This window comes from Actinomadura sp. NPDC048032 (assembly GCF_040653175.1).
Taxonomy (GTDB): domain Bacteria; phylum Actinomycetota; class Actinomycetes; order Streptosporangiales; family Streptosporangiaceae; genus Spirillospora; species Spirillospora verrucosospora.
Genome location: NZ_JBEZJP010000198.1, coordinates 1 through 13,644, shown reverse-complemented (window position 1 = coordinate 13,644; position 13,644 = coordinate 1). Strand labels below are relative to the sequence as shown.

At 71.7% G+C, this 13,644-nt stretch carries 10 protein-coding genes; 8 read left to right on the top strand and 2 right to left on the bottom strand.

Going from position 1 to position 13,644, the window contains the following annotated elements:
- The 4 genes from AB0C69_RS24100 to AB0C69_RS24085 all read left to right on the top strand — a co-directional run.
- Positions 1–1,052 (top strand): ABC transporter permease (locus AB0C69_RS24100; RefSeq protein ID WP_360357148.1); only part of this gene is annotated, 1,052 nt, incomplete at its 5' end.
- Positions 1,049–1,942 carry an ABC transporter permease gene (locus tag AB0C69_RS24095; protein ID WP_360357145.1) on the top strand — a complete coding sequence of 298 codons (894 nt, stop codon included), beginning with the start codon at positions 1,049–1,051 and terminating at the stop codon, positions 1,940–1,942. The genes AB0C69_RS24100 and AB0C69_RS24095, both read left to right, overlap by 4 nt.
- A complete protein-coding gene (locus AB0C69_RS24090) occupies positions 1,939–2,703 on the top strand; it encodes an ABC transporter ATP-binding protein (RefSeq protein ID WP_345177126.1) in 765 nt (254 codons plus the stop codon). The genes AB0C69_RS24095 and AB0C69_RS24090 overlap by 4 nt, the downstream gene beginning before the upstream one ends.
- 2 nt (positions 2,704–2,705) lie before the next feature.
- Positions 2,706–3,671, top strand: coding sequence for an oligopeptide/dipeptide ABC transporter ATP-binding protein (locus tag AB0C69_RS24085; RefSeq protein ID WP_353835574.1), 966 nt, complete (start codon positions 2,706–2,708; stop codon positions 3,669–3,671).
- Positions 3,672–3,888: 217 nt separating this feature from the next.
- On the opposite strand, the gene AB0C69_RS24080 is transcribed toward AB0C69_RS24085, so the two are convergent.
- Positions 3,889–5,202 carry a hypothetical protein gene (locus tag AB0C69_RS24080; RefSeq protein WP_360357142.1) on the bottom strand — a complete coding sequence of 438 codons (1,314 nt, stop codon included), beginning with the start codon at positions 5,200–5,202 and terminating at the stop codon, positions 3,889–3,891.
- An 893-nt stretch (positions 5,203–6,095) separates the two neighbouring features.
- Positions 6,096–7,718 carry a hypothetical protein gene (locus AB0C69_RS24075; RefSeq protein ID WP_360357139.1) on the bottom strand — a complete coding sequence of 541 codons (1,623 nt, stop codon included), beginning with the start codon at positions 7,716–7,718 and terminating at the stop codon, positions 6,096–6,098.
- 417 nt (positions 7,719–8,135) lie between these two features.
- On the opposite strand from AB0C69_RS24075, the gene AB0C69_RS24070 reads away from it, so the two are divergent.
- The 4 genes from AB0C69_RS24070 (at position 8,136) to AB0C69_RS24055 (ending at position 13,588) form a co-directional block, all read left to right on the top strand.
- On the top strand, positions 8,136–9,158 hold the full coding sequence (locus AB0C69_RS24070) for a hypothetical protein (RefSeq protein ID WP_360357136.1): 1,023 nt from the start codon (positions 8,136–8,138) through the stop codon (positions 9,156–9,158).
- A gap of 155 nt (positions 9,159–9,313) precedes the next feature.
- Positions 9,314–10,708, top strand: coding sequence for a CAP domain-containing protein (locus AB0C69_RS24065; RefSeq protein WP_360357134.1), 1,395 nt, complete (start codon positions 9,314–9,316; stop codon positions 10,706–10,708).
- Between the two features lie 155 nt (positions 10,709–10,863).
- Positions 10,864–12,189, top strand: coding sequence for a hypothetical protein (locus AB0C69_RS24060; RefSeq protein WP_345177112.1), 1,326 nt, complete (start codon positions 10,864–10,866; stop codon positions 12,187–12,189).
- A 331-nt stretch (positions 12,190–12,520) separates the two neighbouring features.
- Positions 12,521–13,588 (top strand): EamA family transporter, encoded by a 1,068-nt coding sequence (locus AB0C69_RS24055; RefSeq protein WP_360357130.1) that lies wholly within the window; start codon positions 12,521–12,523, stop codon positions 13,586–13,588.
- Positions 13,589–13,644: the final 56 nt, after the last annotated feature.

Below are 13,644 nucleotides of genomic sequence, written 5' to 3'. Positions count from 1 at the left end.
CGTGTTCGCCCACGAGCTCAGCCCGGCCGCGTGACATGACCCGCTACCTGCTTCGACGCCTGGCACAGGCCGCGTTCGTCGTCGCCGGTGTCGTGGTGCTCACCTTCGTGGTGATGCGGCTGGTCCCCGGGGACCCGGCGGTGACCTACGCCGGGCCCCGGGCCTCCGCCGCCGAGCTCGCCCGGACCCGCGCGGAACTCGGCCTGGACGACACACTGCCCGTCCAGCTCTGGGACTACCTCACCTCGCTGATCCAGGGCGACTGGGGAATCAGCCTGCACACCCGCCAGGACGTGCTCGGCGACATCTCCACCGCCTTCCCCGCCTCGCTGGAACTGGTCGGCACCGGGGTCATCATCGCGGTCCTGGTGGGCATCCCGCTCGGGGTGCTCGCCGCCCGGTTCCGGGGCCGGCCGGCCGACGGGTCCATCCGGATCACCTCGATGGCGGGCGTGTCGGTGCCGGTCTTCCTGCTGGCGCTCTTCGCGCAGAACGTCTTCGCCACCAAGCTGGGCTGGCTCCCCGTCGCCGGCGAGTACGACCCCAGGCTGGACGGCACCAGCCCGCTGCACCTGTACACCAACATCACGGCGGTGGACGCGCTGATCACCGGGAACTGGCCGATCCTCGGCAGCACGCTGGCGCACCTGGTGCTGCCCGCGGCCGCGATCGCGGCCTACCCGACCGGCGTGGTCGCCCAGATGACGCGCGCCGCGCTCATCGAGGAGTCCACGCAGAACCACGCGCGGCTGGAACGGGCCCTCGGTTTCACCCGGTGGCAGGTGCTGACGCGGTTCTCGCTGCGTCCGGCGCTCAGCCCGGTGCTGGCCCTGCTGGCGCTGGTGTTCGCCTTCTCGCTGGTGAACGCCTTCCTGGTCGAGGCCATCTTCAACTGGCCGGGGCTCGGCCGGTACGCCGCCGACTCGATCCGCTCGTCCGACGCCCCCGCCATCGCGGGCGTCACCATCGCGATCGCGTTCACCTACGTCGTCGTCAACCTGCTGGTGGACCTCGCGCAGGCCGCCATCGACCCGCGGGTGAGGATCAGATGACCGCTCTCGACACCGCCCCCGCCGCGCCCCTGCGGGACCGGCCCGTGCACCGGGTGCTGCGGGCGGCCCGCACCGACCGGCTGGCCGCCGTCGGCGCCGTGGTCCTCGCGCTGATCGTCCTCGCGGCGCTCGCGGCCCCGCTGCTGGCGCCCTACCCGGGCGACGGCACCGACGCGACCCATCCGGCCGAGGCGCTGCGGGCGCCCGGCGCCGAGCACTGGTTCGGGACGGACGGGGTCGGCCGCGACATGCTCACCCGGGTGCTCTACGGGGCGCGCACCTCGCTGACGATCGCCGTCTCCGTCCTCGCGCTGTCCGCCGTGATCGGCGTGCTGCTCGGCGTCGTCGCCGGCTACGCGGGCGGGATCGTCCGGGACGTGATCATGCGGATCACCGACGTGTTCCTGGCCTTCCCGGCGCTGCTGCTGTCGGTGGCGCTGGCGCTCGTGCTGCACCCGGGGACGCAGGGGGCGATCATCGCCATCACCGCCTCCTGGTGGCCCTGGTACGCCCGGATGAGCGCGGTCGCCGCGACCTCCATCAGGTCGCGCGGCTTCATCGACGCGGCCCGCTGCCTCGGCGGGTCCCGGACGCGGATCGTGCTGCGGCACGTCCTGCCCAACTCACTGACCCCCGTCCTGGTCCAGTTGTCCCTGGACGCGGGCGGGGTCATCCTCACCGCCGCGGCGCTGTCCTTCCTCGGCCTCGGGCCGCAGGAGCCCACCGCGGAATGGGGGCTGATGGTCCAGCAGGGGCAGAGCCTGTTCACCACCAACTGGTGGGTGGTCGCCTTCCCCGGTCTGGCCATCGTGGTCACGGCGTTCTGCTTCAACGTGCTCGGCGAGGGCATGCGAGCCGCCCTCGACCCCCGGCGGGAGGTCACCCGATGAAACCGGTGCTCACTGCGGAGAACCTGCGGGTGCGGGCCGGCGACCTGCTGCTGGCCTCGCTCGACGAGCTGAGCGTCGGCCCCGGCGAGTGCGCCGCGATCGTCGGCGAGAGCGGATCGGGCAAGACGACCGCGCTGAACGCGATGCTCGGGCTGACCGACGGGCTGCGGGTCAGCGGGAAGATCGTCGTCAACGGCACCGACGTCGTGACGGCGGACGAGCGCACGCTGTCGAAGATGCGCGGCTCGGTGATCGCCCTGGTCAGCCAGAGCCCGCAGGCGTCCCTCAACCCCACGATGCGGCTCGGGGCACTGCTCAAGAGGGTGCTCGCCCGGCACGGCCTGCGCGGCGCCGAGGCCCGCGAGCGGACCGAGGAGGCGCTGCGCAGCGTCCTGCTCGACCCGGGGCTGCTGCGCCGCTACCCGCACCAGGTCTCCGGCGGCCAGGCGCAGCGCTTCGCCATCGCGATGGCCGTGGCCCTGCGCGCCGACGTCATCCTCGCCGACGAGCCCACCAGCGCACTGGACGTCACCGTGCAGGCCGCCGTCCTGGACCTGCTGGCCCGGTTGCGCGACGAGCACGGCATCGCCCTGGTCTTCGTCTCGCACGACCTGGCCGTCGTGTCCGGCATCGCCGACCACGTCGTCGTCATGCGGCAGGGCCACGTGGTCGAGGCGGGACCGGCCTCCGACGTCCTGCACAGCCCCTCCGCCGCCTACACCCGGGAACTGCTCGACGCAGTCCCCGCGATCGGGGAGTGACCATGCTCAGCGCGGACGACCTCACGGTCAGCTACGACCGGACCCCGGTGGTCCGCGGCGTCTCCCTCACGGTGCCGGAGGGCTCCGGCGGGGTCGCCGTCATCGGGGAGAGCGGATCCGGCAAGACCACCATCGCGCGGGCGCTGCTCGGTCTGGTCAAGCCCGAGCAGGGCCGGGTGCTGTTCCGCGACCGCGACATCGCCCGGCTCGACCGGGCGGGGCGGGCGCTCTACCGGTCCGAGGTCCAGCCGGTGTTCCAGGACGGCAGCGAGGCCCTCGACCCCCGGATGCGCATCGGCGCCTCGATCTCCGAGGCGCTGCGGATCCGGCGGCGCCGCGCCGGCGGCGAGCCCGCGGGGAAGGACGGGGACCTCCCGTCGGTGACGGAGCTGCTCACCGACGTCGGCCTCGATCCTTCCCTCGCCGGGCGCCGGCCCCACCAGCTGTCCGGCGGGCAGCGGCAGCGCGTGGTCATCGCGCGGGCGCTCGCGGTCGACCCGCGGCTGCTCGTCCTGGACGAGCCGACCAGCGCCCTCGACGTCACCGTGCAGGCCCACGTGCTGGACCTGCTGGCGGGGCTGCGGGACGAGCACGGGCTGAGCTACCTGCTGATCACCCACAACCTGGCCATCGTCGACCGGCTCTGCGACACCGTGCACGTCCTGTTCGCCGGGCGGATCGTGGAGTCCGGCCCCATCGGCACGGTGCTCGGCACCCCGGCCCATCCCTACACCGCCGCGCTGCGCGACGCGGTCCCCCGGCTGGGCGCGACGCACCGGGCCGCCGGCGCCTCGGACGCGCTGGCCGCCGCCGAGGGCTGCCCGTTCCGGCACCGCTGCCCGATCGCGGTCGACCGGTGCGCCACCGAGGACCCGCGTCTGCTGCCGCTCACCGACGGGCACAGCGTCGCCTGCCACGAGGCCGTCCCGGCCAAGACCGACGAACCCCGGACCGGCGCCGACGTGTGAAAGAAAAGGGACGGCGGGAGGACTGGTCCTCCCGCCGTCGGGTCGGAAGCGCGGCGCTGGCCGGCGTCGCGCTGGATGGACTTCACGGTTCGGGGGCGCGGGTTGGCCGGCCCGGCCCCGAACCGTGTTCAGAATGCGGAGAAGGCAGTCTCCGCACCCCTGCTCCGCTTGTCGGGCGGTAGGCGTCCCCCTGTCAGGGGGACGCGTCTGCCGTCGGCTAGGACGACGGCGTGGTGGGAGCCTTCTCCCGAGCGAGACGGACCTCCTCCTCGGCCGTCCTGACCGCTGCCTCGGCGGCGTCCCGCTGAGCCGCGGCGGTCTCCGCGTGGGTCGCGGCCCTCTCCGCCTCGGTCCGGGTCTTCGCCGCCGCGGTCTGCGCCCTCTTCGCGTCGGCGCGAGCCTTCACGAGCCGGGCTTCGGCGACCCTGCGCTCGGCCTGGAGGACGGCCTGCTCGCAGGCCCCGTACTCCTGGGTCAGCCTTTCCAGCGTCTCCAGGATCTTGCCGCGCTCCTCCAGAGCGTGCTGCAGGACGGCCTCGGGGGTGGCCGACGACAGCTCGATGAGCGGTGCGTGGGTCCGGTCCCTGAGGCTGAAGCTCATCTGGGCGACCGCTGCCGCGGCCACCGTGATGACGACGACCCCGGCCCACTGGATCGGGATCAGCCGCGTGTCGAGGAAGGCCAGCCCGACGAGGGTGGCGATCAGCGGACTCGCGGTCAGGAACACCGAGTACACGGCGTCGCCCGCGAGTTCCCTCGCCGGCATCTGGATGATGCGGGGCAGGGTGTTGTTCAGCAGCCCCACCAGCATCGCCCAGAGGACGAGCTGCCAGTTCAGGAAGGTGAGGCCCCCGGTGAGCATGACGATGCCGCCGGCGAGCACGCCGACGGACAGCGTCGACCAGGCGATCACCTTCTCCGTGTAGTACCGGCCCGCGCCCTTGATGAGGCGGTCGGTGACGGGGAGGTACAGGGTCCGCAGGCCGCCCGCGCCGAGGGCGCAGATCACGCCGAGCAGGTAGCCGCTTCCGGGAGCCGGCCCGTCCTGCTGGACGAGCAGGACCACGCCGACCGCGGCCGCCGCCGCGAAGAGCGTGAGGAGGGCGGCGCGTCCCCTGCTCCCGCTCCTGAACCCCGCGATGACGGGGATGAGAAGCGGGACGGTGTAGTAGATCCCTCCGGTGACGCTGAAGGGGATGAACAGCAGGGCCGAGAACAGCAGCGCCTTGTCGCCGCCGATCACCCCGAACGTCATCAGGGACAGGATCCGCCGCGACCGCGCCGGCATCTCGGTGGCCGGCCGGTCGTCTCCGCCCTTCCCCGAGATCTTCCAGAAGAAGACGCGGAGCAGGAGCAGCAGACCGCCGAAGGTCGCCTCCAGCGCCGTCGCCTGGTGCATCTGCAGACCGTTCGCGCCGATCAGCCGCTCGTCGAGGAGCGCCTTGCCGGACGCCGAGCTGAGCCGGTCCGCGCCTCCGAGCGCCACCCCGAGCCAGGGGTACCGCCTGCTTTCAGATTTCTTGTTTGTCATTTCCGGGAACTCCTCGTGTGAGGCGCACACAAAGAGAACCGGTCGTGACCCGGCTCCCTTTGTCGCACCGAAGAACGGATACGACTCCGTAGAGCCAGGTCGTGTTCAACGATCTTCGGACATGCCGACTCAGCTGCGGAGACCTGGAGGTTGACGCGGGGTGAACAGGCTCTTACGAAACGCTCGTGACGCCATTTCCGGCGTTAGGCTGCAATGGCGCGGGCCCTCCTTCGAAAGCGGCGGCGTCGTGAACCGCCGCCGAGGGCGCGCAGAAACGGCGGGAGGCCCTCCGGAAGAACTCCCCGGAGGCTCCCGCCGTTTTTCTCGAGCACAGGGGCGAGGGCCACGGCCGAACGGCGGCGAACCGGCTCCGGAAAAGAAGAACGGCCGGTCTGGGGAGACCGGCCGTTGAGGTTGGTGGCCGTCCGGGGTTTCCCCCGGACGGCCACCGAGAAGCGGAGGGGAGTGGCGCTCCCTCCCGCTCGATGCTGAGGTCGGAGGCGGCCAGCCGCCGACCCTCGCATGAGATTCCGTGCCGCACTCGGCTCGGACACGTACGGTTCGTCGGATTCGACGGAGGGTTGGCCGACCCTCGTCTCATCCGACTGCACCGAGGTGCCCGCCAGGCGGACGCCACAGTTTCGCCGGATGCGAAGGAGGGTGGCCGACCCTCACCTCGCACCCGACTCGCCGTGACGTCTGCCGAGGCCGACGCTGCGGTTCACCGAAGTGCGGAGGAGGGTTGGCCGACCCTCGCTCCACACTCGGCTGACCGCGGCGTCTGCCGAGGCCGACACCACGTTTCGCCGAATGCGAGAGAGGGTTGGCCGGCCCTCACCTCGCATCCGCTTCCACGCGGTGCCGGTTCAGGCCGGAAATCTCGGGCGGCGGCTCTACTCGGCGCTCAGAGCGCCGATCGAGTCGCCGTAGGCCACCCGCTCGATCCGGTAGTTCCCGTCGGGGTCGGCCTGCACGGCCTCGCCTCCCAGGAACCGGAACTCACGGCCGTCGCACCTGACGACGCCGCTGTCGACCCGGCCGCCCGTGAAGCTCCCGTCGTTGCCGACGGAGGCCTCCTGGACGCCCTTGGTCTCGATCACGACGCCGTCGCTCTCGACGGTGAGCCCGCCGGCGCGCTGGAAACGGATCCCGTCCCGCGTGCCGACCAGGCCCGTGACCTCGCTGTACTTGACCGACTTGGCGCCGTTGGCCGCGGGGGGCTGGGCCTCCGCGTTCCTGGCGTCGAGCTCGGCCTGGAGCCGCTGGCGCTCGGCGTCGGCCGCGCGCAGATTGGCCTCCGTCTCACGCACCTTGGTGTCCGCCTCCTGGTACAGGCGGGTCGCCTCGGCGCACCTGTCGTTCGCCTGCCCGGCCTCGGTGATCAGCCCGGTGATCCGGGTGTTCGCCTCGGTGAGCTGGCCCCACACGTACGCCAGTTCGGTGTCCTTCTGGTCGAGCTTGGCGTGGACGGCGACGTCGATCCCCGCCGCGAGGGCGGCTCCGAAGACCATCCACATGCCGACCCACTGCCCGCCGTCGAGCGACGGGGTGCTGGCCCAGCCGATGAAGGACAGCAGGAGCGCCGCGAAGGCACCCGCGATGGGGGCCGTCGAGGAGAGCATCGCCTGCTCGGTCTCCTGCAGGTGGTTCCGGGCCCAGTTCATGAGCAGGACCGGGAGGAACATCACGCAGAGCGGGATCAGCGCGTAGAGCGCCGGCACCGGCAGCAGCGCACCCGCGAACTTGTCCGGGGTGGGGAAGCTGTGGTTCAGCAGCGCCCACGGAACGATGAGGCCGAGCGTGATGCAGTTCGCGAGCGTCATGCCGACGTCCCGGTACCGCTGGCTCAGCTCCTTGTTCACCTTGTCGTCCTCGAACGCCTCGGTGCCGAAGGCCGTCAGCGCCTTCTGGACCATGAACATGTGCAGACCGACGACGCCGGCCCACACGAGCCCGCGGGTCTCGATGTTCCCGCCGTTGCTGAACAGCGCGACCGCGAAGACGATCGAACCGAACAGCATGAACCGCAGGACCACCTGGTTCCACCGGCGGGGCTGCCAGACCACGAAGGTCAGGACGCCCGCCAGCAGCGTGCCCAGCGTCTGGACGGCGGTCCGGGGGCCGGTGCCGATGATGCTGTCGGCCTCGGCGATCCCGATGTTGATGCCCAGGCTGGTCAGCCCGATGACACCGACGAAGACCCACCTGAGCGCCGCCGCGTCGACGGTGAACCCGCCCCTGCGCAGCGTCTTGAAGATCGTCGTCTCCTCCTGCCCGAAGGTGCCCATGCTGAACATGGAGCGCCCGTAGCGCCGGTACGCGAAGCTCGTGTAGCCGAAGAGGAGGGGCGTCCCGCCGAGGACGATGAGGGTGGCCGCCGCCAACGGGACGGAACCCGTGGTGAGCGCGCCTCCCACGCCCTGGAGGAACATGGCGATGAGCAGCGCCGTCGCCGCCCGCCTCCGGAGGGGGCTGGGACCGTGGCCGGTTCCAGCCACAGCGATTTTCGTGGACACGATTGGTCCCTTCCTGTGCATTGCGTGCCGCCCGGCGCGAAGCCGGGCGGTTGTTGTGTCTCGCCTGCCCTGAGGGCCTGCGAGCCCGACTGATGAGTCGGCTCTGTTAACCGTCCTGGAGCACGGCACGACGGCAACCCGAACCTCCTCACGACCCGGCGCAGGCACCGTGCCGCCGGGCTTCCGGGGCGTTCGGCGTTCGCGCCGTCGTCCGCCGGACGGGATCCGACTTGCGCCCCGCGCCTGGTCAGGGACGGTCTGAGCTGAGAGCGCCTCTGGTTCGCCAGGGCGGTCTCATCCGAGTGGCGTCGCGGACGCCACAGAACCAAAGAACATGGGAAAGGAGTGTGCCCTGTGCGTAAAAGGGCGCACGAAGCCTCGGAACCCCGAGGCTTCGATAACACCGTCGTAAGGGCGGTGCTGCGGGTGGTTCAGTTCTTCCTGGGCCTCACCCGCCCGATGCAGGACGCCGACGGCATGGCCTGCTTCACCGTCAGGACGGCGGCGGGGCGGATCGCGCTGAACGAGATCCTGCGGAACATCCGGCGGACCATCCTGCTGGTGGACCTCGACGGATCCTTCTGGGACCCGGTGAGGTGGCCGAGGACGCCGCTCGTCCTCTGCCAGATCCCCCGGCTGTTCTCCCGTCTCGGGAGGAGCCGGCTGTTCATGATGGCCTACCTGACGGGGCGGGCGTCGGAGCAGCTCCGGTCCTTCGGGATGCTCGTCCGGGGCGTCGTTGCCTGGTGCCAGTTCGGCGCCGAAAGGTGGCAGGCCGGCCGGCAGGTCGACCTGGTTCCGGTTCCGCCCGGCCTCGCGACGGCGATCTCGGCGCTGGACGGCACGACGTACAGCGTTGAGCGCAAGACCCACGCGGTCGCCGTTCACTGGACGGCCGCCGACGACGACGTGGCGGTCGGGCAGCTGCTCGCCCGCCAGCAGTCCCTGGCCGAGGAGCACCGTCTGGCGTACCACCCGGGCAACCTGGTGGTCGAGCTCAGCCCCCTGGGCATGAGCAAGAAGGTGTCGGCCGCCTGCTTCGCCCGGCAGTTCCTGCCGGCCGAGGTGATCGAGGGGTTCGTCCGGGGCTTCGACCCGGTCGAGCAGGAGGTCTACGAGCAGATCTGGGCGTCCCTGGAGGCGTCCGGTTCCGAGCTCGTGCCCTCCCTGCAGAGCCCCTACTTCATCTTCGTGGGAGACAGCGCGCCCGACCTGGGCGTCTTCCTCCTGTTCGACTACCTGCGAGGGCTGGGCATCCCCGTCCTCAAGGTGGCCGTGAAGGGCCACAAGCCCCTCGAAGACCTGGCCGACATCGTCGTGGACGGGCCGGCCGGCGCACTCCAGTTCGTCCGCGAGCTGGAGCTCCACACCGCGCCCTGGTGGCTGCGGTTCCTGCGGCGTAGCCTCGGCCACGCCGCCGTCGATTCGGTCCCCGCCTAGGCGGGGACCAGGCCCCCGGACGCGATGTCCGGGGGTCACTCGTTTGCCGCTTCGCCCCGGCTTCGTACGGTCTTGGACGAACCCTTGTGTTCGCTCGGCGCGGTCGTCCGGCACCTCCCCTTCGTGCGGACGGCCTCTTCTGACGGGGGTAGGCGATGCGCGATCTGATGGCCGGGGGGAATCTGGCGCTGCCCGGCGGTGCGATCTCGATCGAGGTTCCGGGGCCGTTCGACCTGTCCGCGCTGATCACCGGCGACGACCGGAAGGTGAGCGGCGACAACGACTTCGTCTTCTACAACCAGCCCTCCGCTCCGGGCGCCCGCCTGGGGGCCGGAGCCGTCATGGTGGATCCGGCGCGGCTGCGGGCCGGGGCCAGCCGGGTCACGGTGGTCATCAGCGCGGCCGATCCCGGGACTCCGCTGAGCCGCCTGCCCGCCCCCGCGCTGCGGGCCGTCGGGAGCAACGGCGCGGTGGTGGCCCGGTTCAGCCCGCCGCGCCCGGCGACGGAGACCGTCCTGCTGCTCGTGGAGATCTACCGGCGCGGGGACCAGTGGAAGCTGCGCGCCATCGGCCAGGGGTACGCCGACGGCCTGGCCGGGCTCGCCCGCGACTTCGGCGTCGACGTCACCGACGACGGCTCCCAGGCTCCTCCCCCGCCACCGGTCATGCCTCCCCCGCCACCGGTCGCGCCGCCTCCGCCTCCGGTCGCGCCGCCTCCGCCGCCGGCCGTCTCCCGCCGCCCCGCCCTGCCGCCGGTCTCCGTCGGGCATCTGGACGCCTTCGCCCGCGAGGTCAACTTCCGGCGCGGCCGGAGCGGGCTGCCGCCCGTCACGCTGGACGGACGGCTCACCGCGGCCGCGCAGGCGCACGCCGCCGTGATGGCCGCGCAGCGCCGGCTCGACGCCGACGGACCGGACGGCATGTCGGTCTTCGACCAGGTCACCCAGCACGGCTACGTCTATCTGACCATCGACGAGCAGTTCGTGTCCGGTCCGCGCTCGCTGGAGGAGTTCACGCAGTACCACCTGGACGGCGGACGGCCGGTGGACGCCCTGCGCAACGGGGAGCTCTGCGACGTCGGCATAGGCCAGGCCGCCGGAAGGGGCCGCGACCGCGACCTCTACTGGACGATCCTGTGGGCGACGCCGTTCTCTCCGGCCGGCCGGTCGCGCTTCGCCGCCGAGGTCGTCTCCCTCACCAACGCCCACCGCGCCTCCCACGGCCTACGGCCGCTCGCCGACGACCCGCGGCTGACCGCGGCCGCCCAGGCGTACAGCGAGGACATGGCCGTCCGCCGCTTCTACTCCCACACCTCCCCGGAGGGGACGCAGCCCTGGGACCGCGCCCGCGCGGCGGGCTCCACGCACCTCGGCATCGGCGAGAACATCGCGTGCGGCCAGCGCTCCCCCGCCGAAGTCGTCCAGGGCTGGATGGACAGTCCCGGGCACCGCGCCAACATCCTCAAGCCCGACTTCACCCATATCGGGGTCGGCTTCCAAGGGGGCGGAACGGCGGGCACCTACTGGACGCAGCTCTTCGGTTCCGTCTAGGCGCTTCCCGCCTCGCGTCTCCGTCCCGCTGACTGCTCCGACGGCGTTGCCGGACGCGTCGAGCACGACACGGTCATCTTTGCCCGGTCCTCGGACCGGGCCGTCCGCACGAAGCGTGCGGGCGAGCGACGACAAAGAAGAAGGAGGGATGACCTATGTCATTCCCGCTCAGACGCTACATCGTGGAGGCCCCGGAGGGGCCGGAGCAGGTGCTCAGGAAGTTCGCGATGGAGGCGGGTGAGACCCACGCCGGCCTGCGGCGCGAGGTCGGCGGGCCGGGCCGGCCGCTGACGGGCGCCTCGTCGGAGGCGTGCCGCCGGTTCGAGACCCTGATAGACGGGCTCGGCTTGCTCGGCGTCTTCCCCCAGCCCGAGGCGGTCGTCCGCACCGCGACCGGTCCGGACCATCTCGCCCACGCGGGATATCGCAGCGGCGGGGACGACGTGAAGCACTGGTGGATCGGCGGCGACCTCGACCACGCGTTGAAGACCGCACCCAAGGTCATCACGCTCCTGGTGGGCGCCGGCAGCCTGCGCGGCCGGCGGCGTCCGGTGGCGCGGATGTCGACGTCCGGGGTCCCGCTGGAGTCACTGGCCTCCGGGTGGTTCCTGGCGTTGATGGACGACCGCGTGGATTCCATCGTCTTCGAGCCCGGAGGCACTCTCCTGGGGACGTGGGAAGCGCTCTGGCTCTTCGCCGGGAGTGTCGCGAAGCTGGTTCACACCCTGCCCGACGGGATCGAGGTGCGAGTCCTGTTTCGCGTTCCCGCCGAGGAGGACTGGCTACCGCTGCTCCCCGCCCTGGTCCAGGACCGCGTCCTGCCCGAACTGTGCGAAAGCTGGTTCCGGAGGACGAGGCGAAACCGCCATCTCCTGCAGGAACGGTTCACCCGAATCCTCGGAGAGATGCTGGGCGAGCACCAGGGCCGGGTGCGGGTGGCCGCCTACGACGCGCTTCACGACATCGGGCACCGGCTCCAATCGGCCGTCGCCCGGGGCGAGAGGCCGTCGGAACTCGGCCTTCGCGGCGAGTTGTCCAAGACGGAAGGACTCTGGAAGTTCGTCCTGGACCCGGACATCCAGCAGGCGGTCTGGAGCGGACTCGACGCCGAGCGGCGGTTCGCTCCAGAGGATCTGCCCGATCTGAACGGCCACACCGGACTCGTCAACGCGGCCGACGTCGTCAACCTGCTGACCTATGGCAGGGACGGCCTGGCCATCGTGGTCGACGAGGCGAGCGCCGCGCGCAGCACGATCGGCCTGGCCGACCGCTTCGCGCGGCTCCACCCGGACGGGGCGGCACGGATGATGGCGATCGGACCGCTGGGCGAGATCCTCGGCGAGACGCCGGAGCCGTGCGGTCCCTTCAGCCTGTTCCGGGGGAAGGCCGGCCACATGGTCGTCCGCGACCCCGGCGGGCCCTCGAAGGGCGAACGGGTGCCGACCGGCGACCTGTTCGAAGAGCTCTACTTCGTGCGATGACCGCATCGGAGTGAGCCCGACCCGGTGCCCCGGTGGGGCGGCTGCAAGCCGTCCCCACCGGGGCACTTCCGTGTGCCGGGCGGAGAGGAGCCATCCTCCCCGCCGGTCTTCGCTTCTCCGGCCCGCCTGCCGGAGTTGCCGCTGATGACGGCCTCGACACGGTCGTCAGTGCGTGGCTCGGCCACGCCGTTCCGAAAAGGCTCGGGACGTGCCACCGGTTCTCACGACCGGGTGCGCGTCCGGGCCTTCCAGGTCAGGACGCGCATCGGGTTCACGGAACCACGAACGCGCCCCGGCTCGGTCCGGGACGCACACAAAGGAGAGATGGCCAATGGCCGGTTTCATCGGCCGCCTCGGCAGGACGCCGGGAGCGGGGCTCGTGATCACCTTGATCGTGTTCTACGCCCTCATCGGCGGGGACGCGGTCAACGGCCTCGTCATCGACGAGGCATCGCCCCTGGTGGCAGCCGTCATGGCGGGCGTCTTCGGCACCATCCCCCTCGTCCTCCTCGCGGAGCGCTCCGCGCTCATCCGGCGGGGCAGGCGGCGGCTGCTGCGGGAACTCAACGCGGGAACGCTGATCAACCGCATGGCGGTCAGCAACACCTTCGTGATCCCGCTCACGCTGCTGTCCCTCCAGCGGCTGGAGGCGCTGGGGACCGTCGTCGCGCTCATGTGGACCGGTCCGCTGGCGGTGGCGATCTGGAAGATGGTGACCGACAGCCCCCGCAGGCTCTCGGGTCTGCTGTGGCTCCCCCTGGCGACGCCCGGGATGCTGCTCGTGACCCGTCCCTGGGAGGGGCACGCCGACCTCCTGGGTGTGCTGTTCGCACTCGGGGCCGCGGCGTGCTACGGCAACTTCCTCCTCACCTACGACCGGCTGGGGGAGGCGCTCGGCGACCGCGTCAACGTCGCGATCGCCGAGTCCATGATGCGGTCGACGGCCGCGCTGGCAGCGCTGTCGGCGATCGTGATCACCGCGTCCGCCGCGCTCGGCCGGACGGTTCCGGGCATCACGCCCGGCCCCGACTGGTTCAGCTGGCGGGTGGTCGGCCTCACCTTCCTGTCCGGGCTGCTGACGGGGTTCGTCGCCCAGGTCGGACAGAACCTGATCTTCGGGCAGCGCCTCATGAAGGCCGCCACGTTCTCGGTTCTGACCGCCCTGGAGCCGACGGTGGCCCTGACGCTGGACTGGGTGGTGCTCGGGCACTCCCCGACCCGCCTGGACGTGATCGGCGCCATCCTCGTCACCACGGCGGGGGCGGGCTGCTTCTACCAGCTCGAGGTCGGCGGCAAGCCGCTGGCCCCGCTGGTCACCTGGTCGCGACGTCGAGCGACCGCCGTGATGGCGGTCCTGCGGCGCCGTGACCGCGGCGGGAAGGGCGACCTCTCCGCCTGAAGTGGGCAGGCGGCCGTCTGACGGCCGCCTGCCACCCCCTGAGGCGGGAACGGAGC